The 22,986-nt window shown below is 58.1% G+C and carries 19 protein-coding genes; 10 read left to right on the top strand and 9 right to left on the bottom strand.

The genetic code is table 11. The features are described 5' to 3' along the window. Window positions 1-89: 89 nt before the first annotated feature. The 5 genes from lysS to RQI55_RS18960 all read right to left on the bottom strand — a co-directional run bounded on the left by lysS (window position 90) and on the right by RQI55_RS18960 (window position 6,966). A complete protein-coding gene (gene lysS / locus RQI55_RS18980; protein ID WP_243255054.1) occupies window positions 90-1,589 on the bottom strand; it encodes a lysine--tRNA ligase in 1,500 nt (499 codons plus the stop codon). A 212-nt stretch (window positions 1,590-1,801) separates the two neighbouring features. Next, the gene (gene gltX / locus RQI55_RS18975; protein WP_243255055.1) at window positions 1,802-3,259 is read right to left on the bottom strand and encodes a glutamate--tRNA ligase; all 1,458 of its coding nucleotides are present in this window, start codon (window positions 3,257-3,259) and stop codon (window positions 1,802-1,804) included. A gap of 183 nt (window positions 3,260-3,442) precedes the next feature. Then, complete coding sequence (locus RQI55_RS18970; protein WP_243255056.1) at window positions 3,443-5,212, bottom strand: SLC13 family permease; 1,770 nt, start codon at window positions 5,210-5,212, stop codon at window positions 3,443-3,445. A 185-nt stretch (window positions 5,213-5,397) separates the two neighbouring features. Then, window positions 5,398-6,141, bottom strand: coding sequence for a TerC family protein (locus RQI55_RS18965; protein WP_192067047.1), 744 nt, complete (start codon window positions 6,139-6,141; stop codon window positions 5,398-5,400). Between the two features lie 153 nt (window positions 6,142-6,294). Beyond that, window positions 6,295-6,966 carry a TetR/AcrR family transcriptional regulator gene (locus tag RQI55_RS18960; protein ID WP_243255057.1) on the bottom strand — a complete coding sequence of 224 codons (672 nt, stop codon included), beginning with the start codon at window positions 6,964-6,966 and terminating at the stop codon, window positions 6,295-6,297. A 151-nt stretch (window positions 6,967-7,117) separates the two neighbouring features. Here RQI55_RS18960 and RQI55_RS18955 point away from each other — a divergent pair, with 151 nt between their 5' ends. The 5 genes from RQI55_RS18955 to xylA all read left to right on the top strand — a co-directional run bounded on the left by RQI55_RS18955 (window position 7,118) and on the right by xylA (window position 13,944). Beyond that, window positions 7,118-8,329 carry an HlyD family secretion protein gene (locus RQI55_RS18955; RefSeq protein ID WP_243255058.1) on the top strand — a complete coding sequence of 404 codons (1,212 nt, stop codon included), beginning with the start codon at window positions 7,118-7,120 and terminating at the stop codon, window positions 8,327-8,329. 21 nt (window positions 8,330-8,350) lie between these two features. Further along, on the top strand, window positions 8,351-9,934 hold the full coding sequence (locus tag RQI55_RS18950; protein WP_243255059.1) for a DHA2 family efflux MFS transporter permease subunit: 1,584 nt from the start codon (window positions 8,351-8,353) through the stop codon (window positions 9,932-9,934). Between the two features lie 139 nt (window positions 9,935-10,073). Continuing rightward, on the top strand, window positions 10,074-11,099 hold the full coding sequence (locus RQI55_RS18945; RefSeq protein ID WP_243255060.1) for a LacI family DNA-binding transcriptional regulator: 1,026 nt from the start codon (window positions 10,074-10,076) through the stop codon (window positions 11,097-11,099). 25 nt (window positions 11,100-11,124) lie between these two features. Then, complete coding sequence (xylB, locus tag RQI55_RS18940) at window positions 11,125-12,579, top strand: xylulokinase (protein ID WP_243255061.1); 1,455 nt, start codon at window positions 11,125-11,127, stop codon at window positions 12,577-12,579. Between the two features lie 54 nt (window positions 12,580-12,633). Then, window positions 12,634-13,944, top strand: coding sequence for a xylose isomerase (xylA, locus tag RQI55_RS18935; RefSeq protein ID WP_243255062.1), 1,311 nt, complete (start codon window positions 12,634-12,636; stop codon window positions 13,942-13,944). Between the two features lie 314 nt (window positions 13,945-14,258). On the opposite strand, the gene RQI55_RS18930 is transcribed toward xylA, so the two are convergent. Then, a complete protein-coding gene (locus RQI55_RS18930; RefSeq protein ID WP_243255063.1) occupies window positions 14,259-14,432 on the bottom strand; it encodes a hypothetical protein in 174 nt (57 codons plus the stop codon). 153 nt (window positions 14,433-14,585) lie between these two features. Between RQI55_RS18930 and RQI55_RS18925 the strand changes: the two genes are divergently transcribed. The 5 genes from RQI55_RS18925 to RQI55_RS18905 all read left to right on the top strand — a co-directional run bounded on the left by RQI55_RS18925 (window position 14,586) and on the right by RQI55_RS18905 (window position 20,414). Then, window positions 14,586-15,218 carry an NAD(P)H-dependent oxidoreductase gene (locus tag RQI55_RS18925; protein WP_042617808.1) on the top strand — a complete coding sequence of 211 codons (633 nt, stop codon included), beginning with the start codon at window positions 14,586-14,588 and terminating at the stop codon, window positions 15,216-15,218. Between the two features lie 304 nt (window positions 15,219-15,522). Next, entirely contained in the window at window positions 15,523-16,563 is a 1,041-nt protein-coding gene (locus tag RQI55_RS18920; RefSeq protein ID WP_311273276.1) for a methionine ABC transporter ATP-binding protein, read from the top strand. Further along, window positions 16,553-17,221, top strand: coding sequence for a methionine ABC transporter permease (locus RQI55_RS18915; RefSeq protein WP_042617650.1), 669 nt, complete (start codon window positions 16,553-16,555; stop codon window positions 17,219-17,221). Before RQI55_RS18920 ends, RQI55_RS18915 begins: the two co-directional genes overlap by 11 nt. Window positions 17,222-17,257: 36 nt before the next feature. Continuing rightward, on the top strand, window positions 17,258-18,034 hold the full coding sequence (locus tag RQI55_RS18910) for a MetQ/NlpA family ABC transporter substrate-binding protein (RefSeq protein ID WP_042617649.1): 777 nt from the start codon (window positions 17,258-17,260) through the stop codon (window positions 18,032-18,034). A gap of 187 nt (window positions 18,035-18,221) precedes the next feature. Next, the gene (locus RQI55_RS18905) at window positions 18,222-20,414 is read left to right on the top strand and encodes an EAL domain-containing protein (protein WP_311273255.1); all 2,193 of its coding nucleotides are present in this window, start codon (window positions 18,222-18,224) and stop codon (window positions 20,412-20,414) included. Window positions 20,415-20,512: 98 nt separating this feature from the next. Here RQI55_RS18905 and RQI55_RS18900 read toward each other — a convergent pair whose 3' ends face one another. The 3 genes from RQI55_RS18900 to RQI55_RS18890 form a co-directional block, all read right to left on the bottom strand. Further along, complete coding sequence (locus tag RQI55_RS18900; RefSeq protein ID WP_311273275.1) at window positions 20,513-21,469, bottom strand: rhodanese-related sulfurtransferase; 957 nt, start codon at window positions 21,467-21,469, stop codon at window positions 20,513-20,515. Window positions 21,470-21,571: 102 nt separating this feature from the next. Then, window positions 21,572-22,492, bottom strand: a complete 921-nt coding sequence (locus RQI55_RS18895; RefSeq protein WP_311273254.1) for a CHAD domain-containing protein — start codon at window positions 22,490-22,492, stop codon at window positions 21,572-21,574. Next, a complete protein-coding gene (locus RQI55_RS18890; protein WP_311273253.1) occupies window positions 22,476-22,964 on the bottom strand; it encodes a CYTH domain-containing protein in 489 nt (162 codons plus the stop codon). The genes RQI55_RS18895 and RQI55_RS18890 overlap by 17 nt, the downstream gene beginning before the upstream one ends. Window positions 22,965-22,986: the final 22 nt, after the last annotated feature.

Here is a 22,986-nt window from a genome sequence, read left to right as displayed (position 1 = left end):
CCTAACCCCGCTTATTGCGCGAAGTATCATCGGGGGCCAAGCGGAGGAGGGCGGCTTTTCCGCCCTCTCCTTGATTGTTTACAGGCCGATCAATCCGCCTTCTGGCGGCGGGCCGGGAACAGGATGACGTCGCGGATGGATGGCGCGTTGGTGAGCAGCATCACCAGACGGTCTACGCCGATGCCAAGGCCACCGGCGGGCGGCATGCCCTGATCGATGGCGTCGAGGAACTCGTCGTCCAACTGCTTGTCCTTTTCGCCACGGGCGTGCGCCTGTTCCAGCTGCTCCACCATGCGGCGGCGCTGTTCTTCCGGGTCGTTGAGCTCGGAAAACGCGTTGCCCACTTCCCAGGCGTTGCAATAGCTCTCGAAGCGTTCCACCAGACGCGGCTCGCCCGGCACTTCCTTGGCGAAAGGCGAGATGTCCTTCGGGAAATGCGTGACGTGGCTTGGCTGGATCAGCGTTGCCTCGACCTTTTCTTCAAAGATGAAGGCCAGGCATTCGCCCCATGTCCAGTCCTTCTCGACCTCGAAACCGGCGGCCTTGGCGGCAGCGCGGGCTTCTTCATCGGTCTTGATGGCGAGGAAGTCGATGCCCGTTGCTTCCTTCACCGCATCAGGCATCGGCACGCGCTTGAACGGACCCTTGAAGGAAATCGTCTTGCCCTGGAATTCCAGTTCCGTCGTGCCATGAATGGCAATGGCCAGCGTCTCGAACATGCGCTCGACCAGACCCATAATGTCTTCGTAGTCGGCATAGGCCCAGTAGCATTCCAGCATGGTGAATTCCGGATTGTGCCGGGTGGAAACACCTTCATTGCGGAAGTTGCGGTTGATTTCGAAAACCTTGTCGGAAAGGCCCGATACCAGCGTGCGCTTCAGGAACAGTTCCGGCGCGATGCGCAGATACATGTCCATCTTCAGCGTGTTGTGGAATGTCTTGAACGGGTCAGCCGTCGCGCCGCCATAGACGGTCTGAAGCATCGGCGTTTCCACTTCCAGGAAAGCTTCCTCTTCCATGAAGCGGCGAATGCCAGAGATGATCTTGGAACGCTGCTGGAAGCGCAGCTTGGATTCCTCGTTGGAGAGAATATCCAGATGGCGCTTGCGATAACGGATCTCGATGTCGGAAATCCCGCTCCACTTCTCTGGCATCGGCAGCAGAGACTTGGTCAGCATGGTGATTTCTTCGGCGTTGATCGTCAGCTCGCCGCGCTTGGTGCGACGCACCTTGCCGGTCACGCCGATGATGTCGCCAATGTCGATCATCGGCAGCAGGTCACGCGCCTCTTGCGGAGTCGTATCCTTGTGGGAGAAGATCTGCACCTTGCCGGAAGCGTCATGGATATCCATGAACATGCCGGAGTTGCGCGAGGAATAAACGCGACCGGCAACCGTCACCGTATCGCCGGTTTCCACGTCAGGCTCAATCTCGGCATATTTCTCGGCCAGATCGGCATTGGTCAGCGTGCGGTGAAAATGGGCAGGGTAAACATCGCCAACCTTCTCGCGCAGCATCGCCAGCTTCTGGCGGCGCACTTCGGTCACGTCGGAGGAGAGGGCGGTGGTTTCGGTTGTCTTTTCGGTCATCTTTATCGCCTTTTGGCAAGTTGTTCTGTGTGCTGGTGAGCCATCTTCTCGCCCACACCCACCCACGGTCGTCATCCTCGGGCTTGACCCGAGGATCTAACCCCGGTGCGGCCCGTTCACGTTCTATACTTGGCACCCGACGCAGATCCTCGGGTCAAGCCCGAGGATGACGAGTGTGGGGTCTGCCGAGCAACACCAAACAGCGTCGTTGCTTAACTTCCAGCGCCAACCATGGACGCCGCAACCGCAATCGCCACCTTCAAACGCTGGCGCACCACGGAACGGCCCAGCACCGCCATGCTGTCGAACAGCGGCAGCGAACGGGACGAGCCGGACATGGCAACGAAGAGCGGCGGTGTCACCACGCGCAGCTTCTTGCCGGTGCGTTCGGCCACATCGCGCAGTTCTTGTTCGATGGATTCCAGCGTCCAATCCGGCATCTTTTCCAGATCGGCAGCAACCGTGGTCAGGATTTCGTGGATCTCTTCCGGCTTGCTCTTCAGTCCAGCGAAGGATGCGGGCGTCAGGCCGACATCGCTTGATAGCAGGAAGCCTGCAAGGTTTGGCAGATCGCCCAGCTTGGAAATGCGGCTCTGCGAAAGCTTGAGGCCCTCGGTCAGACGCGCATTTTCCATTGCCCATTCCAGCGTGCGGGCAATGAACTCGTCCTGGGTCAGCTTTTCGCGCAGCCAACGGCCATTCAGCCAGTCCAGCTTCTGAATATCGAAGATCGCACCGGCCTTGGACAGCGCTTCCGGGTCGAACTTGGCTGCCAGCTCGTCCATGGTCAAAAGCTCTTCGCCTTCGCCAATCTGGATGAAGAACAGGCCGAGGAAGTTCATCAGCGCTTCCGGCAGATAGCCGAGCGCGGAATAATAGGAAATCGAGGTCGGGTTCTTGCGCTTCGACAGCTTGGATTTGTCGGCATTGCGCATCAGCGAAAGATGCATGAAGGTGGGCTGTTCCCAACCGAAATAACGGTAGAGCAGAATGTGCTTGGGCACGGATGCCAGCCATTCTTCGCCACGCGCCACATGCGTGATCTTCATCAGATGGTCGTCGATGACATTGGCCATGTGGTAGGTCGGCATGCCATCGGCCTTCATCAGAACCTGCATGTCGACGCTGTCCCAGGGGATCGATACATCGCCGTAAACGCCGTCGGTGAAATCGCACGAGCCTTCGGTCGGGATTTTCATCCGCACGACAGAGGCTTCGCCCGCTTCCATCTTCGCAGTCACTTCCTCAGCCTTCAGATGGAGGCAGAGTCCGTCATATTTCGGCGGCTTGCCAGCGGCGCGCTGGCCTTCGCGCATCTCCGTCAGCCGCTCCGGTGTGCAGAAGCAGCGGAAGGCATGGCCTTTTTCCAGCAGCTCATCGGCAAACGGCTGGTACATGTCCTTGCGGTCGGACTGGCGGTAAGGGCCGTATGGGCCACCAATATCCGGACCTTCAGACCATGTCAGGCCGGTCCATTTCAGCGCCTCCAGCACCTTTTCTTCATATTCGCGCGTGGAGCGGTTAGCATCGGTATCTTCGATGCGTAGAATGAATTCGCCGCCGTGCTTTTTGGCAAAGAGGTAGTTGAAAAGCGCGATATAGGCTGTGCCGACATGCGGCTCGCCGGTGGGGGAAGGTGCAATGCGGACGCGGACGCCGGAAGTGGTCATGGATTTCACTCGTGCTGACGCAAGGTGATACGGGGCGAGCCACGTGTCACGGATGTGTTGTTGAATGCCGAAGAAAAAGCGGAAATAGCGCAATATGCGCTGCCATCCCACAGTTTCCTGTTGGGATGGCTTAGGCCACATTCAGCCGCATGCGTCAAGAAAATTAGGTTATTTCAGCCTCTGCTAGACCGGCCAGACATAGAGCAGCATGGGAATGGAGACGATGACGATCATGATGGAAAGCGGAGCCCCCAAGCGCGGATAGTCGCTGAACTTGTAGCCACCCGGTCCCATGACCAGCGTGTTGCACTGGTGGCCGATGGGGGTGAGGAAGTCGCAACCGGCGCCGATGGCAACCGCCATCAGGAAGGCTTCGGGGCGAAAGCCGAGCGTTGTCGCAAATCCGGCGGCAATCGGCCCCATCACCAGCACCGTTGCGGCATTGTTGAGGAAGGGCGTCACGGCCATCGCTGTTAGCAGGATCATGCCGAGCGCCGCAAAGGGCGGCAGCCCCTGCGCCGCCGTTCCCAGCCATCCGGCAATCAGGTCGCTGGCACCGGTGGAGCGTAGGGAATCACTGACGGGAATAAGAGCGGCCAGCATGACGAGGATCGGCCCGTCGATGGACTTGTAGACTTCCGTCAGCGGTATCGCACCGACGAGGATCATCGCAAAGGCTGCGGCAAAGAAGGCAACGGCCACGGGTGCCACGCCAGTGGCGGCGGCAAGCATGGCGGCTGCCAGAATGAGAACGGTGATGACGGCGCGGCGCTGCGTACCGAGAAGGATTTCGCGTTGCGCCAGCGGAAGCAGCGAAAACTCCCGCAACACGCCGGGCAGGTTCTTGCGCGACCCCTGCAGCACGATCACGTCGCCAGCCTTCAGCGTCAGGTCCGCAAGGCGCTCATTCACCCGGTGGCCACGGCGGCTCACCGCAATCAGGTTGACGCCGCGTGTGTAGGAAAGCGCCAAGTCTTTGGCCGACAGACCGCTCAGCAGGGATTCGTTGCTTATGACGGCTTCCATGGCAATCAGATCGACCGTCTTCTGGCCGTTTTCGGTAATTGGCTTGCCAGAAAGCGTCAGCTTGGCATTGGAAACGATGCGGTCCAGCCCCTCGGATGTGCCCTCCAGAAGAATCGTGTCACCCGCTTTCAGGATCACATCGGGAAATGGCGAAACACGCCGGTGGCCGCGAATGATGGTGTTGGCAATCACGTCGCCATCGGCCTGTTTCAACACGTCGCCCAGCGGCTTGCCGATCATCAGACTGTCGGCGGGAAGCGTTGCTTCTGCTGCGTAGCTTGCGCCTTCCAGAATGTCCTCAACGGAGGTGCCGTCCTTGGCGCGTGCCGGAAGCAGCTTGTAGCCGAAGGTCAGAAACACGATGCCGACAACGGCAAGCGTGGCGCCAACGGGCGTAAAATCGAACATCGAGAAGCTCTCGCCGGTCAATTCCTGGCGAAGGCGCGAGACGACGATGTTGGGCGATGTGCCGATCTGCGTCATCAAGCCGCCCAGAAGGGCCGCAAAGGCCATGGGCATCAGATAATAGGACACAGGGCTGCCAGACTTGCGGGCAAACTGGAACGCAACAGGTATCATGATCGCCAGCGCGCCGATGTTCTTGATGAAGGCCGACATCACAGCCACAACGATCATCAGAAAGGCCAGCTGCAAATGTTTCGAGCGCATTTCCGGGAAGTATTTCTTGATCATCGTATCGACGATGCCGGACCGCGCCACGGAGGTGCTGACGATCAGCGCACTGGCAACGATGATGACGATATCGTCGGAAAAGCCCGAGAACGCCTTATCGAACGGCACCACGCCAAGCAACACCGCAACCAGCAGCGCGCTGCACGCCACGATGTCATATCGGAACTTGTCGATGATGAAGGCGACCATCATGCCGCCGATCACAGTGAAGGCAAGGATCTGCTCGATGGTCATGTGGTTATTTTTCTTTCAGAATCGGAAAAATCAAAGCGGCTGATTTTCCTTGCATGATGTGTGAGCAACAACGCAAGTCCGTTCTGTCAGTTCCTGCGTGCCAACAAAGAACATGTCTTGCCCTTTTAAAAAACCGAAAGGCCCGCACGGGGCGGGCCTCTGGCAGAAATTTACGTCAGAAAACGCTAGTGCATCGCCTTCTTTTTCTTGCGTGCATTTCGCGAGATCATGTTCAGCACTTCGACCAAGGCCGAGAAGGCCATGGCTGCGTAGACGTAGCCCTTTGGAACATGGAAGCCCATGCCTTCTGCGATCAGCGTCGTGCCGATCATCAACAGGAAGGCCAGCGCCAGCATGACGATGGTCGGGTTCTTTTCGATGAAGTTGGCCAGCGGATTGGCGGCCAAGAGCATCACGGTGACGGCGAAGACAACGGCAACGACCATGATCGGAACGTGCGGCGTCATGCCAACGGCAGTGATGATGCTGTCGAGCGAAAAGACGAGGTCGAGCAGCAGGATCTGGGCAATGGCCGAGGAGAAGCTGGCAACGGCTGTGCCAACCATGTCTTCCTTGTGATCGTCAGGATCCACATTGTGGTGGATTTCCTTGGTGGCTTTCCACACGAGGAACAGACCACCGCCGATGAGGATCATGTCCTTCCAGGAGAAGCCGTGACCGAAGAGTTCGAAGACAGGCTCCGTCAGCTGCACGATCCAGGCAACCGTGCCCAGCAGGCCGAGACGCATGATCAGCGCCAGACCGATACCGATCTTGCGGGCCTTTTCACGCTGATGCTCAGGCAGCTTGTTCGTCAGGATGGAAATGAAAATCAGGTTGTCGATGCCAAGCACGACCTCCATGACGATAAGAGTGACGAGCGCCACCCATGCAGCGGGGTCTGACAATAGAGGGACAATGGAGTCCATCGGGCCTGTTTTCCTTTTCAGCTATCCGTCTTCGACAATTCGAAGCGCTCAGTTTTATATTCGATTGCGCGAGAAACAAGCGTGTGACAGCTGTGTTACGCCAAAATTTAGCGATATTGCGCGCAATGCGAGAAACCCGGATGCTGAATGGGCCTAGTCCTTCTTGGTTCCATAGGCCGCCATAAAAACCTCAATAGCGCTGGAAAGAACCTGATCGGCGTCTTCGGGCGGAATGTCTCCCGACAATTCTCCAAACAGCCGCATCTTGAAGAAGGTGCCGGTCGCAAGCTCGATGAACTGGCGGGCAGCCAGATCCACATCATCGGTACGCAGCGTTCCCTGGTCCACATGGTTCTGGAGAAAATCGCGCAGAACAACCCGCACATTGTTTGGTGCCGCCACGAAGAACCGCTGGGAAAGCTTGGGCATGCGGTCAATCACGGCAAGCGCTGAGCGCATGGCAGGTATCATGTCAGTGCATGTCACCTTGTGAATGAAGGTATGGCCGAACTGCCATAGCCCGTCGCGCACCTCCTCCGTTCCCGCCAGAATATCGCGCATGGAGAGGGCAAATTGCGCCCGATGGCGGTCTATGAGAGCGGCAAACAGCTCATCCTTGTTTTCAAAGTAAACATAGATTGTGCCTTTGGAAACAGCGGCTTCGCGGGTAATGTCGTTCATGCTGGCGGCGTCAAAACCCTTCTGCTTGAACACGCGCCAGGCACCGTCGAGAATCTGCTCGCGCTTTGCCGGGTCTTCGCCCGCCGCAAACCGGCCCGCAGGCGTTGCGGTGGAGGTGCTCTCCGAAGGTGTCTCGTTCGTCACTATGCAGTCCGCCAAAAGTTACAGAGGAATTCACTATATCGAACCAATCGGTTCGATGCCACTTGATATGTGTCACTAAACAGAATAAATCAATCGAACCGAACGGTTCAGTTCGAATTCTCTTTTCATGTTTACAATGAGCGGTATGACCATGTTGGGCCCAAAAAACGGTGCAGTTCGTGTAGTCAACTCGGCGGATGAGGCTGAGGCCAATCCTGCGCAGGGCAAGGCGGGCGATGCAAATCCGGCCGATGCCCAGCAGTCTGCGGCACCTGCGCCAGCACCCCCCGCAGCCCCGGAAAAGAAGAAGCGTTCCCTCGTTCTGCCGGTCGTCGCCATCGCCATTCTCGCAGCGGGCGGCTGGTACGGTTATCAATACTGGACAGATGGCCGCTTCCTCATCTCCACCGACGACGCCTATGTGCAGGGTGATATCGCCGTTATCGCGCCCAAGGTTTCCGGTTATGTCGAGAAGGTTGAGGTCGTGGAAAACCAGACGGTGAAGGCAGGCGATACGCTTGTGACGCTGGATGATGGTGATTACCGCAATGCGCTGGAACAGGCGCAGGCCCAATTGCAGACCCAGAAGCTTTCGCTCAACCGCATCGATGCGCAGATTGCCGGTGCAGAGGCATTCTTGCAGCAGGCCGTCGCGCAAAAGGGCTCTCTCGATGCCGCACTTCGCGGTGCCGAGATCAATCTGAAGCGTGCCACCGAGCTTCAGTCGAAGGATGTCGGCACAGTCGCCTCCACCGATAATGCCCAGGTTGCCATGGAACAGGCCAAGGCCAATGTCGTGGCAGGTGAAGCCAGCGTTGTCTCGGCCCGTGCCAATATCGATCTGTTGAGAGCCCAGCGCAAGGAAGCCGAAGGCTCCGTCAAGACGCTGGAACTTGCCCGCGACAAGGCCGAGCGCGATCTGTCCTTCACAGTTCTGCGCGCGCCCTATGATGGCGTGATTGGCAATCTCTCGGTCCAGACGGGTGATCTTCTGTCGGTCGGCAAGCGCCTGGCCTCGCTGGTTCCCATGGATGATCTTTATATCGATGCCAATTTCAAGGAAACGCAGCTCGCCAAGATCGAGCCCGGCTCCAAGGTCCGCGTGCATGTGGATGCCTTCGGCGAACATGATATTGAAGCCACCGTGCAGTCCATCTCGCCCGCATCCGGCTCGGTCTTTTCCATGCTGCCGCCGGAAAACGCGACAGGCAATTTCACCAAGGTCATCCAGCGCGTGCCGGTTCGCATCGTCTTTTCGAAGGAAGATCTTGCCAAGCATAAATTGCGCGCCGGTTTGAGCGTGGTGGTCGATGTCGATACCCGCACCGCGCCGGAAGCGACGCAAACAGCTCAGTCGAAGTAATCTTCGATAAGGATCACGATCATGGCGGCAACAGCTGGTATGGCGGGCGCAAATGCGCCTGCAATCGATCCGCCGATGGATCGCAGACGCCTCATCGCCTTTTTCGCGATGGTCTTCGGCATGTTCATGTCGATCCTCGATATTCAGATCGTGTCTGCATCGCTGGCTGAAATTCAGGCGGGTCTCGGTGCCGGTTCGGATGAAATCGCCTGGGTCCAGACCTCCTATCTGATTGCGGAAGTCATCATGATTCCGCTGTCTGGAACGCTTGCGCGTATCCTGTCGACCCGGGTGCTGTTTGCCACCTGCGCCGCCGGCTTCACCATTTCCAGTGCCCTGTGTGCGACCGCAACGAACATCGACCAGATGATCGTCTATCGCGCCATACAGGGCTTCATAGGCGGCGGCATGATCCCATCCGTCTTTGCCGCCGCCTTCACCATCTTCCCACCCTCCAAGCGGTCGGTGGTGTCGCCCATCATCGGCCTTGTGGCGACACTTGCGCCCACCATCGGCCCGACGGTCGGTGGCTATCTGTCCAATGCCTTTTCCTGGCACTGGCTGTTCCTCGTCAACATCATTCCCGGCATCATCGTCACGCTGGTCACCTGGAACTTCATCGATTTCGACAAGCCTGAACGCTCCCTGTGGAAGAAGTTCGACTGGTGGGGTCTTCTGTCCATGGGCGTGTTCCTTGGCTCCATGGAATATGTGCTGGAAGAGGGCAACAATAACGACTGGTTCAACGATAGCCACATCGTCATCGGCGCGCTCGCCATGACCATTGGCGGCGTCGTGTTCTTCTGGCGTGCGTTCAATGTCGATTTTCCGGTGGTGGACCTCAAAGCCTTCGGGGACCGAAACTTCTCTATCGGCTCGCTGTTTTCCTTCGTCATGGGCATCGGTCTTTACGGGCTGACCTATATGTATCCGCTCTATCTGGGGCGTGTCCGCGGCTATGATGCTCTGATGATCGGCGAGACGATGTTCGTCTCGGGCCTTGCCATGTTCATCACCGCGCCCATTGCCGGCAAGCTGTCCGTCAAGCTCGATCCGCGTTTCATGATGGCCGTCGGTTTCTCAAGTTTTGCGCTCGGCACGTGGATCATGACATCCGTCACCGCAGACTGGGATTTCTACGAGCTGCTCGTCCCGCAGATCCTGCGCGGCTTCGGGCTGATGATGTGCATGGTGCCGATCAACAACATCGCGCTTGGCACGCTGCCGCCTGCGCGCATGAAGAACGCATCCGGCCTCTTCAACCTCACCCGCAACCTCGGCGGCGCCGTTGGCCTTGCCATCATCAACACGCTGCTCAGCCAGCGCACCGACGATCATTATTTCCGCATCGCCGAACATGTGAATTTCGGCAATCCGGCAGCGCTTGAATGGCTTGATAATGTCGGCGCCAATTACAACTCCTTCGGCCTTGATGGTTCCTCGGTCGCCATCAAGAAACTCGTCGGTGTCGTGTCGCAGCAGGCATGGCTGCAGGCCTTTGCCGATGTGTTTCTGGCGCTCACTGTGTTGTTCAGCACGCTGATTTTACTGACGCTTCTCATCAAGAAGCCAAAAGCCGCGCCCCCACCAGACGCCGCCCACTGATTTTACCTATCCACCGCAGCGCAAAAGGGTCGTCAGAAATGACGGCCCTTTTGTTATTCTGACTGAATCTGAGGTACGTACATCATTTTTTGATTTACGTACCTCAAAAACTCTATTAAGCACGCTAGCGGGAGGAAGCATGAAGCCGACAGTTCACGATATCGCGTCGAAAGCGGGCGTCAGCCTTGCCACCGTTGACCGGGTCATCAACCTGCGTCCGGGCGTGCATGCCGTTACCCGTGCCAAGGTTGAGGCGGCTATTCTGGAACTCGGTTATGTGCGTGATATGGCTGCCGCAAATCTGGCCAAGGGCCGCAGCTACGCGCTGGTCTTCATCCTGCCCAACAACGATAATTCCTTCATGGCCGGTCTGCGTGCCGAAGTCCGGGTCGCGGCGTCCCGGTCCTACACTGAGCGCACCTCCATCCGCATCATCGAGGTGCCGCCCTTCGATGCCGCAGCTTTGGCGCAGGCACTGGATGTGGCGCGGCTGGAAAAACCCTCCGGCGTTGCCTTCGTCGCGATTGATGCCGAAGACGTGGTGGAAGCGGTTGATAGGCTGACCGAGAGCGGCATTGCCGCCGTGACGCTGGTTTCCGATATCACCGGTTCGCGCCGCGATCATTTTGCCGGTGTGGACAATGTCGCCGCAGGGCGCACAGCGGCCAGCCTCATGGGTCGTTTTCTGCCGGAAAAGGGTGGGGATGTCGCGGTTCTCGCTGGCTCCATGCTGGTCAAGGACCACCGGGAGCGCCTTGCCGGGTTTCAGTCCGTCATGGCGGACGAGTTTCCTGACCTGCGGCTCCTGCCGGTTCTGGAAGGGCGCGACGATCCTGAAACGGTGGAACATCTGGTCGCGCAATGCCTTGAGGAAAATCCCGATCTTCTCGGCCTTTACAGTCTGGGTGCTGGCAATCGCGGTCTCATCAAGGCGCTTAAATCATCGCGCCAGCAAACGTCGCCGTGCGTCATTGCCCATGAGCTGACCGAAAACACCTCCAATGCGCTGGCAGAAGGCGTGCTGGATGCGGTGCTGAACCAGGATGCGGGCCATGAGGTGCGCAGCGCCATCCGGGTGCTCAAGGCGCGGGCCGATGGGCTTGCGGTCATCGACGCGCAGGAACGCATTCGTATCGACATATTCTTACGGGATAATCTCCCCTGACACTGACTTAAGCACTGGAGGAAACATGTATCTCGGTCTCGATTTGGGAACATCAGGCGTCAAGGCGCTGCTGATCGATGGCGATCAGACCATCATCGGTTCGGCCAATGGCGCGCTCGACGTGTCTCGCCTGCACCATGGCTGGTCGGAGCAGGACCCGGCCCATTGGATCAAGGCAACGGAAACGGCCATTTCCGGGCTGAAAGCCAAATTCCCGAAAGAATTGTCGGCGGTCAAAGGCATCGGCCTATCCGGTCACATGCACGGCGCAACGCTGGTCAATTCGGCGGGCGATGTGCTGCGCCCCTGCATCCTGTGGAACGACACCCGCTCTTATGCCGAGGCCGCAAAGCTGGATGCCGATCCCCGTTTCCGCCAGATTACCGGCAACATCGTGTTCCCCGGCTTCACCGCGCCAAAGCTCGCCTGGGTCGCCAATAACGAGCCTGAAATCTTTGCCAAGGTCGCCAAGGTTCTGCTGCCCAAGGATTATCTGCGGCTGTGGCTGACGGGTGAATATATTTCCGAAATGTCTGACTCGGCTGGCACCTCATGGCTGGATACTGGCGCGCGCAAGTGGTCGCCTGAGTTGCTCGAAGCCACCGGCCTGACGGAAGACCATATGCCGTCGCTGGTGGAAGGCACGGATGAGGCGGGAACGCTGCGCGACACGCTTGCCTCCGCCTGGGGCATGTCAGGTCGTGTCGTCATCGCCGGTGGTGCCGGTGATAATGCGGCGTCCGCCTGCGGCATGGGCACGGTGTCCGAAGGTCATGCTTTCGTTTCGCTCGGCACGTCCGGCGTGTTGTTTGCGGCCAATGCCTCCTATCTGCCAAAGCCGGAAAGCGCGGTTCATGCCTTCTGCCACGCGCTGCCCGATACATGGCACCAGATGGGCGTCATTCTGTCTGCCACCGACGCGCTGAACTGGTATTCTGGCATTGCAGGCAAGTCGCCTGCCGATCTCACGCAGGAACTGGGTGATGCGCTCAAAGCCCCAACCGGCGTCACCTTCGCGCCCTACCTCTCCGGTGAGCGGACCCCGCACAATGACGCCGCCATTCGCGGCTCCTTCATCGGTCTGTCCCATGAAAGTGACCGTAAGGCGCTGACGCAGGCGGTTCTTGAAGGCGTGACTTTCGCTATCAGGGATAATCTCGAAGCTCTGAAATCCGCAGGCACATCCATCTCGCGCGTCACCGCCATCGGCGGCGGCTCTCGCTCCCGCTTCTGGCTGGCCTCTATCGCCACGTCACTCGGCGTCTCCGTCGATATCCCAGCAGAAGGCGATTTCGGCGCAGCCTTCGGTGCCGCCCGCCTCGGGCTGATTGCAGCGACGGGCGCGGACCCGGTTGCTGTTTGCACCCAACCTGAGACGGAAGAAACCATCGAGCCGGTCACGGCGCTGGCTGAGGCCTATGAAGACGCTTACGGGCGTTACCGGGCGCTTTATCCAGCCATCAAGGGCTTGTCACATTAATAGCCGGACACCGGCAACGAACACCACCATCCATATCAAGGGAGAGAACCTCACATGAGCACCGGCTTTTTCGGAGACATCCAGAAAATCAAATATGAAGGCCCTGACAGCACCAATCCGCTGGCCTTCCGTCATTACAACCCCGATGAAGTGGTCGGCGGCAAGCGCATGGAAGATCATCTGCGGTTTGCGGTTGCCTATTGGCACACATTCACATGGCCGGGCGGTGACCCCTTCGGTGGCCAGACATTCGAGCGTCCATGGTTTGACGAGACGATGCAGTCTGCCAAGCTGAAGGCCGATGTCGCTTTCGAATTCTTCTCGCTGCTCGGTTCGCCCTTCTATTGCTTCCACGATGCCGACGTGCGCCCAGAAGGCAAGACCTTTGCGGAAAACACGAAGAACCTCAACGAGATCGTCGATTATTTCGGCCAGAAGCAGGCCGATACCGGCGTCAAGCTTCTGTGGGGCACGGCCAACCTGTTCTCCAACCGCCGCTTCATGTCGGGTGCGGCCACCAATCCAGACCCTGACGTCTTTGCCTATTCGGCAGCAACGGTCAAAACCTGCATGGATGCGACCAAGACGCTGGGCGGCGCGAACTACGTGCTCTGGGGCGGTCGTGAAGGCTATGAAACCCTGCTCAACACAGATGTGAAGCGCGAGCTGGACCAGCTCGGCCGCTTCCTCAATCTGGTGGTGGAGTACAAGTACAAGATCGGTTTTGAAGGCACGATCCTGATCGAGCCAAAGCCGCAGGAACCCACCAAGCACCAGTATGATTACGACGTCGCCACCGTCTATGCCTTCCTGCAGAAGCATGGTCTGGACAAGGAAGTGAAGGTCAATATCGAGCAGGGCCACGCCATTCTCGCCGGTCACTCCTTCGAGCATGAACTGGCCATGGCCAATGCCTTCGGCATTTTCGGCTCCATCGACATGAACCGCAACGATTACCAGTCCGGCTGGGATACCGACCAGTTCCCCAATAACGTACCGGAAATGGCGCTGGCCTATTACCACGTACTGGCCGGCGGCGGCTTCAAGAATGGCGGCACCAACTTTGATTCGAAGCTGCGCCGTCAGTCGCTCGACCCAGCTGATCTCTTGATCGGTCACATCGGCGGCATGGATTGCTGCGCCCGTGGTCTGAAGGCTGCGGCCAAGATGATCGAGGACAAGGCCCTGTCGCAGCCGCTGACAGATCGCTATGCCAAGTGGGATTCGGCCGACGCCCAGAAGCTGCTGCGCGGCGAGTTGAAGCTGGACGAGATCGCCGCCATGGTCGAGCGCGATAACATCAACCCTGAGCCAAAGTCTGGTCGTCAGGAATACCTCGAAAACGTCGTCAATCGTTACGTCTAGTGGCATCGCCTGTCCCAGTGGCAGGCGTCTCCGTCCCCCTCAACGTCATCCTCGGGCTTGTCCCGAGGATCTAACCACGTTTGATGTTGGGGTTCGTTAGATCCTCGGGACAAGCCCTGACATGACGACCGTATGTATGGGCCGGGTGCCTATCGCCGCTCATTGCATCGACATCGTCCTGGCTCGTTTTCACTCCATTGATGATGCGAACACGACGAAAAATATTTTAATTTTTTTCTCAATGGCCAATTCCACACCCGCATAATCCCCATGCATTCAAAGCAAAGGGGCGCAACGCGCGGCGCTCCCGCGCTTCAAATGCCGGTATCGACAAGCGGCAGCTCTTGCAAAGAGGGTCGTTTCTGCAACCCACCTTTTGCCATTGGCCGGGCAAGAGACCGGGCGTTCTGATAGATATTGCGAAATACTGATGCAATGGGTCCGGCAAATGCCAAGACCTTAACCATACCTGCCAATGCCAACAGCATTTGCCGGGCATTCCTGATCCCTCCGGTTCGCTTTTTTCATGAAGAGGGCCGGAGTGGATTTTGCATGTTTTGTTGGTGCTGCCGTCTTGTGTGCGCTGCAATATCACCTATCTCATAGATGTTTTTGCAAGGGCGCGCCCAAAGGAGAATATTGTGCTGATTGAGAAATTGAACTGGCGTTATGCCACGAAGAAAATGGATCCTTCCAAGTCTGTCTCGCAGGACAAGGTTGACCGTATTATTGAGGCGGCTCGCCTTGCGCCGACATCAAGCGGCCTGCAGCCTTTTGAAATCATCGTTGTGACCAATCCTGAAACGCGCGCCAAGATCCAGGCCATTTCCTGGAACCAGGCGCAGATCACCGAAGGTTCGCATTTGCTGGTGTTTGCTGCGTGGGATAATTACACCGCAGACCGCATCAACCACATGTTCGATCTCACCAACGACGTGCGTGGCTTCAAGAATGAAGGCTGGGAAAAGTACCGTCAGTCCCTGCTGGACTCCTACCCGCAGCGGGATGCTGAGGTGAATTTCCAGCACGCCGCCCGTCAGGCCTATATTGCTTTTGGCACCGCCATGGCGCAGGCTGCTTTCGAAGGTGTGGACTCCACGCCGATGGAAGGTTTCGACCCTGCCAAGCTGGATGAAATTCTCGGCCTTCGCGAAAAGGGCCTGCGCTCCGCGGTGATCCTTCCTCTCGGCTATCGCAAGGAAGAGGGCGACTGGCTGGTCAACCTCAAGAAGGTTCGCCGCCCGCTCGAAGAATTCGTTACCGAGGTCAAGTAATCGACGTCGAGGCAATTGGTTGATTTTTCCAATGCATCGCAATAATTGAAAAATCATACCTATAAAATTGTATCGCAGACAGGCATGTTTGCGATACACACAGCCGATCCCGGCTTTATCAAGGAAAGTCTGAATTGATGCTCAGGAACGTTTTACCTGGTCGAATGTGCTGCTAAGCAGCATGAGAAGCGGTTTTCCAAGGCCGCCGGGTTCAACATGACGGTTTCCATTGCAAGAGCATTTTATGACACGAGACAATTCCGCGGCCAGCCCCGCTTCCGCCGATCAAGCGACTGATCGCCCCATGGTCGTGTTCGAGCGCGTCACCAAGACCTTCGGCGACCCTCAGAGCAACACGTCTTTCACAGCGCTTGCGGGTGTGGATTATGTCGTGCCGAGAGGTTCGATCTCCGGCATCATCGGCCGTTCCGGTGCCGGAAAGTCTACCCTCATCCGTCTGGTCAACGGGCTGGAGCTTCCAAGTTCCGGCACGGTTGCGGTCGATGGTATCGATGTCGGTGGATTGGATGAGGCGGGCCTTCGCACGCTTCGCCGCTCGGTCGGCATGATCTTCCAGCACTTCAATCTGCTTTCCTCGCGCACCGCTTACGACAATGTGGCCCTGCCGCTGGAAATTGCGGGCATGTCCAAGGCCGATATCCGCAAAAAGGTCGCGCCGCTTCTCGATCTGGTTGGTTTGGGTGATAAGTCGAACCGTTATCCGGCAGAACTATCCGGCGGGCAGAAGCAGCGCGTCGGCATTGCCCGTGCGCTCGCCACGGAGCCGAAGCTTCTCCTCTCTGATGAGGCGACATCGGCGCTTGACCCGGAAACCACGCAATCCATTCTGGAACTTCTGAAGAAGATCAATGCCGAGCTTGGCCTCACCGTTCTTCTCATCACCCATGAGATGGAGGTGGTCAAAACCATCGCCTCACAGGTGGCCGTCATCGACAAGGGCCTGATTGTCGAGCATGGCACGACATTCGATATCTTTACCGCACCACGCCATGAAACGACCCGCAGCCTTCTGTCATCTGCCGTCGGCGTCAAGCTGCCCCATTGGGTCACATCGGGATTGAAGCCGCAAGCGGCCCCCGGTGATCGGGTGCTGGTCCGTCTTGTGTTCTTTGGGGATACGGCGTTCAAGCCTCTCACCGCGCGTCTGGTGGCCGAGATCGGTCCAGACGTCAACATTCTGGCAGGCACCATCGAGGAAATCTCCGGCCAGCCTTTCGGCTCGTTGGTCGTCTCCTATCCGGCAACGCCAGAGGTCACGGCCCGTGCCCAACATTTCTATGCCGATACCGGCCTGACAACGGAGGTCCTCGGCTATGTCGCCTGATATGCTGTTTACTGTTCTGCTGAAAGGTCTGCTCCAGACCCTGCATATGGTGGCTGTCTCCGGTCTGGTCGGGTCGCTGTTTGGCGTGCCGATCGGCATTTTCCTGGCCACCAGTGGCAAGGGCGAGCTGTTTGAAGCGCCAATGATCAACCGCGTCATCGGGCTCATCGTGAATGCTGCCCGCTCCACGCCCTTCATCATTCTCGTTGTGGCCATCATCCCGTTCACACGGTTTGTGGCCGGAACCTCCATCGGCACCTCCGCGGCTATTGTGCCACTCACGGTTGCAACCATTCCTTTCGTGGCTCGCCTTGTGGAGGCAGCCATTCGGGAAGTTGACAAGGGGCTGATTGAAGCGGCGCGTGCCATGGGCGCGACACCGTTGCAGATCGTGACCAAGGTTCTGCTGGCGGAAGCCAAGCCTGGCATCACGCTGGCGCTCACACTGACGCTGGTCAGCCTCATCGGCTACTCGGCCATGGTCGGTGCTGTCGGCGGTGGCGGGCTGGGTGATCTTGGCATTCGCTACGGTTACCAGCGCTTCATGCCGGATGTGATGCTGGCGGTGGTCGTCGTCCTCATCGTGCTTGTCCAGATCGTGCAAAGCGCCGGTGATGCGCTGGCCCGCAGCTTCGACAAGCGCAACCGCAAAAACTGATTACAGACAAGACTTAAAACTCAAGGAGTACCCCCCGTGAAAAAACTCATCATTGCCGCATCGCTGGCCGCACTTTTTGCAGGCAGCGCGCTTGCCGAAAGCATCAAGGTTGGCGTTACACCCGGACCGCACGCGCAGATCTTCGAAAAGGTGAAGGACATCGCTGCCAAGAAGGGTCTGGATATCGAGGTTCTGGAATTTTCCGATTATGTCGTTCCCAACCAGGCGCTGAATGACGGGGAATTGCAGGCTAATTCCTTCCAGCACCAGCCTTATCTTGACAATCAGGTCGCTGATCGCAAGTTCGATCTGGTCAGCGTCGGCCAGTCGGTCAACTTCCCGATGGGGATTTATTCCAAGAAGGTGAAGGCTCTTGAGGAATTGAAGGAAGGCGCAAGCATTGCCATTCCGAACGATCCGACCAATGGCGGCCGCGCTCTTCTGATCCTCGCCGACAAGGGCCTGATCAAGGTGGATGCAGCCAAGGGCCTGAAGATCGGTCCTGCCGATGTGACGGAAAACCCGAAGAACTTCACCTTTGCCGAACTGGATGCAGCCCAGCTGCCGCGCTCGCTGGATGATGTCGATGCCGCCGTCATCAACACCAATTACGCGCTGGAAGCCGGTCTCGATCCATCCAAGGACCCGATTGCCAAAGAAGGCGAAAAGGCTCCCTACATCAACGTCATCGCCGTTCGTGCAGCCGATAAGGATGCGCCATGGGTGAAGACGCTGCTGGAATCCTACCACAATCCGGAAGTGAAGGCCTTCGTTCTGGAAACCTTCAAGGGTGCGGTCGTCCCCGCCTGGTAAACTGATTTTCGTCAATGTTGACGGCCTCTCCCATATCTCTGGGGGAGGCTTTTTTACGTCTTGTTAGCCCTAAAGTGACCGTCGTTGCCGTTGGGTGAAAATAGATGGCGATCGTCCCGATAATCTTAATGGGTTTTGAAGATTTCACGCGGAGGATGCAGTATTCCGTGGGAAAAGATACTGCTGCATGTCGCATGAGATTTCCAGAGCATTGTCGGTCGGTCGAAGAACGGCAGTTGCTGGAGTTCTTTCTGCCTTTGCGCTTGTCGTCATCATCGTCACGGCACTCATTCTTTCGGCGCTTGATAATGTCACGCGCAACACGAACGTGCTGGACGAACAGCGGTCTCTGGAGACGATAACCGGGGCGCTCACCACCTTCCGCCAGCAACTGGGCGCGACGCTCAACGATTATGCAGCCTGGGACGATGCCGCCCGAGCGGTCTATTCCACCGATGGCGCCAGCTGGATCATCGCCAATTACGGCGATATGACCCGCAACAGCGACTTGTTCGACACGGCGGTGCTGATCGATAACGATCAGCGGGTCCTGATGGCTTACAACAACGGGGATCCCGCTTACTGGTCCATACCGGGCTATTTCGGCTCCAGCCTGTCCAGCATGATCGATATGGTGCGTGCCGTTCCTCCAGGTGAGATACCGGAAACCACGGCATTTCTGCAAACCAGAGATGGCATAGCAGCCGTCGGCGTTGCGCTGGTGCGAACCAAGGCCGGGGTCGTCGATGCGCCAGTTGCCAGGCACAGCTATCTCATTTTTGCCCGCCATCTGACCCCTGCCAAAGTGGAGAAGCTTGCCGAAACCTATGTCGTTGAAGGCCTGTCATTGCAACCGGGTGATGCGAAAGCGGCCTATCAGGTTCCGGTGCCCGATCCGTTCGGCAATATACTGGGGGTTCTCACATGGCAGTCTCGGATGCCGGGAGATCTCAGCTTCTATGAGGTGCGGCCCCGGGTGCTGACTGCTGTTGCCATTACCCTCCTTTTTTTCATGGCGCTGCTGGGCATCGGCTACGCCGCCCTGAAAAAGCTGAAGAGTGATGAAACCGCTGCGCGGCAGGAGCTGCTGCGAGACAGGCTGACCGGGCTGAACAACCGCCTCGGCTTCTTTCTTGGCTTGAAGCGGCAGCTTGAGCGTTCAGCTCAGGACAATTCCTACGTCAAGCTGATCTATCTCGATCTTGATGGTTTCAAGGAAATCAACGATTCCTTCGGGCATGGCGCGGGCGACCTTCTCATCAAGGGGGTCTCGGCGGCGTTGCAGGTTCTGGTCTCGGAGCGGGCGCTTCTGGCGCGGCTGGGCGGAGATGAATTTGCCATCGCCTTACAAGGCTCCGATGCCCGCGTGCTGGCCCGCCACCTCTGCGATGATCTTCTGACGCTGTTTTCCGAGCCCTTCATGATTGGTGACAAGGTTGCGGCCATCGGTTGCAGCATCGGCATGGCCGTGGCGCGGGGAGGGGATATTGACGGGGAGGAGCTTCTGCGCCGGGCCGATATGGCCATGTATGAGGCCAAGGAGAACGGACGCGGGCGCTATGTGGCCTATGAGGCCAATATGGATACGCGCCGGGAAGAAAAGAACCAGCTTGAGGCCGATCTGAAATATGCCATCGAGCATGACGAGATCAAGGTTGTGTTCCAGCCGGTTGTCAACACGTTGACCCGCCGCATCACCGGTGTCGAAGCCCTGGCCCGGTGGAACCGCGCCGGCTACGGCCCGGTATCGCCCGATATCTTCATTGCAGCGGCGGAAAGCAGCGGCATGATCGACCAGCTCGGCCTGTCCGTTCTGCGCAAGGCCTCCAAGGAGGCGGTCGCATGGCCGCAGGTCAAGCTTGCCGTTAACGTCTCGCCGGTGCAGTTCAGAAATCCGATGTTTGCCAGCCAGGTCCAGTCGATTTTGGTAGAGAACGGCATTTCCCCATCGCGGGTCATGCTGGAAATGACGGAAGGCTACTTTATCCGCCATCCCGAGCGGGCAAGTACGGCCATCGACAAGCTGAAGCAGATCGGCGTCAGCATCGCCCTTGATGATTTCGGCTCCGGCTTTGCCAGCATCGGCTATCTGCGCCAGTTCGGTTTCAACCGCATGAAAATCGACAAGTCGCTGGTTGATGCGCTGGATGAGGGCGGACGCTCGCTTGAAATGCTGACCGCCACCGTTGCCCTTGCCCGCTCCCTCGGCATTCCCGTGACCGCTGAGGGGATTGAAACGGAAGACCAGGCCTCGATACTGCAATTGTGTGGCTGCGATGAGTTGCAGGGCTATCTGTTTTCAAAGCCGGTACAGCCGCAACAGATTCTGACCCTGCTGACCGAGCAGGATGCGCCGGTGCGGCAGCGCAAGGTTTCGTGAGGTTTTGGGGTCAAGCCCTGACATGACGGCGGAGAGCGGGATTAGGGTCGAGACGGTGGTGCGCCTATAAGTTCCGCACAATTCGCCAATGCCCATTCCTACCGGCCGATATGCTTCTCACCGCGCTGTTTCGCCAGATCGATCTGGCGCTGGCGGTTGCGGAAGCGTTCGCGGTCTTCTTCCGAGCGATCGTCGTAGCAGCTTGGGCAGGAAACGCCTTCCTCGAACTTCGGCGAGAGGCGAACTTCCGGCGTGATGGGGTTGCGGCAGGCGTGGCACAGCTTGTGGTCGCCTTCGGCCAGACCGTGAACCACAGAGACCCGCTCGTCGAACACGAAGCAGGCGCCTTCCCACAGGCTCTCTTCCTGCGGCACTTCCTCAAGATATTTCAGGATGCCGCCCTTGAGGTGATAGACCTCGTCAAAGCCCTGATCCTTCATGAAGGCAGTGGCCTTTTCGCAGCGAATGCCGCCGGTGCAATACATGGCGATCTTCGGCTTGTTGTGCAGGCCGGGATTGTCCTTCACCCAGCCGGGAAACTCGCGGAACGTCTTGGTCTGCGGATCGACCGCGCCCTTGAAGATGCCGATGGCGGTTTCGTAATCATTGCGGGTATCGATGAGAATGGTGTCCGGGTCTGAAATCAGCGCGTTCCAGTCCTTCGGATCCACATAGGTGCCGACGATCTGGTTCGGATCGATATCCGGCACGCCCATCGTGACGATTTCCTGCTTCAGCTTCACCTTCATGCGCACGAAAGGCATTTTGGAAGCCCGGCTTTCCTTGTGCTCAAGGGCCGCAAATTCCGGCTGGGCGCGCAGATAGGCCAGCACATTGGCAATGCCCGCATCCGTTCCGGCAATGGTGCCATTGATGCCTTCGGCGGCCAGAAGCAGCGTGCCCTTGACGCCATTTTCCTGGCACAGCGTAAACAGCGGCTCGCGCACGCTTTCAAACCGCGGAAAGCGGGCAAAATGATAAAGCGCTGCCACGAGAAAATCAGCCGCTGCTGGCTGCGCGGCTTGCGGGCTTGGTCGGGTCGAAGTGTCGGTCATGGCGGCTGAAATACAGCCAGATGCGGCTTTGCGCAATCATATTTCGCGCATGGCCTGCCTTGCGGCGAAGTTTTGAATTTTGTCAAAACATGGCTGGAAGTGCTACTGCGCCGCCTGTTCCCACAAGAGCCCGATGATGCGGCTTTCGGATTTGGCGGATTCGGCAAACACCCGGTCGGCCAGATCGAGGCACTCGGCCCGCAGGGTCTGCTGGCGGTGGGTGACGGTTTCGAGCAGCGCGGCGCGTGTGTCTTCGCTCTCGAACTGCTCGGGTTCGTGCTCGGCAAAAGCTTTCAGTACGGAGAGGTCATGCTCGTGGCCGAGCAGATCGACCAGATGTTTGGCCTCGATTTTCTTGGCGCGCATGGCCGATGGCCAGAGCTTTCGCAACAGGGCCAAGTGCATCCAATAGACCTGACCGCTCTTGCGCAGATCGTGGAAGTCCTCGTCGTGGATGTCGTGCCCGTGCCTGCCATGGCAGCGATTGAGGGCGTCCAGCGCCCGCTTGCGTTGCTTGCTCCATGTTTTCCTGATGAGCTTCGCTGTCGTCTTGCCGCCGCTGGGCAGCGAGAGTTGCTCGAGCGCATGCTTGCCCTTTTCGCACTCGGTCAAGGCCGCCTCGATGCGGGCGGGTAGGTCGCCATCCTCGTTGGTCATCGCATCGCGCCGCTTGGTCAGGGCGTCATGGGCTGACGTGAGCGCGTGGCTTTGAGCCTCCGACTGGTCGAAACCTTGCAGATATTCGACCGTTTCCACCAATGCGGCGGCGTCGCGGGCTTTTGAGAGGGTGCGGGCAATATCGCCGAAGCGTCGATTTTCCTCGCTGCGAAATTTTGGCTCGGCGCTTTGCACGAAGCGGTAGAGGCCACGAAGGCGTTTGAATTTCTTGCGCGCTGCATGCACGGCCGCATGAGGCCCATCGGGCTGCTGCGAGAGCGCTTCCATGGCCTCATTGATGAGCCGGGTGCCGATGCGCTGGATTTCATCGTTAAGCGGTTTTGCCGGATCAATCCTTGATGACATCGCTCAATTCCGTGCTGAGATCATCTGTGGCCAGTTGCTGGTTTGAAAAGCGCCGGTCGCCGGTGACCTCAGGGCCGACCCATGCGGGCAGAGCGGGCTGGTCGGCTTCGGAGCGCAGCTCGACCTCGGCCACGATGAGGCCGCGATAAAGGCCATCGAACACATCGATTTCCCAGGTGAAACCTTCATGCTCGACTGTGTAGCGGATTTTTTCGAGGATGAAGCCGGGTACGGACTTCAACAGCTCCTCGGCATCGGCAACGGGAATGTCATATTCATATTCGTCGCGGATCAGAGCGCCGTTGCCGACCTTGATGGTGAGCCTTGCTGCTTCATCACCCATGATGCGGACGCGCACTGAGCGGTCTTCCAATGAGGCGATATAGCCTTGTCGAAAGCGCGTGCGTGATGCGATTTCCTCTCGCCAGCTCTCATCCGTTACAAGATACTTGCGTTCGATTTCTTTGGCCATTCAACAACCTGTCCAGTTTTGC

Origin of the sequence: Rhizobium sp. WCS2018Hpa-16, from assembly GCF_031843705.1 — a bacterium.
Lineage (GTDB): Bacteria > Pseudomonadota > Alphaproteobacteria > Rhizobiales > Rhizobiaceae > Agrobacterium > Agrobacterium tumefaciens_C.
Note: the sequence above shows the minus strand (reverse complement) of the source record. Positions and strands in the feature narration are given on the sequence as shown.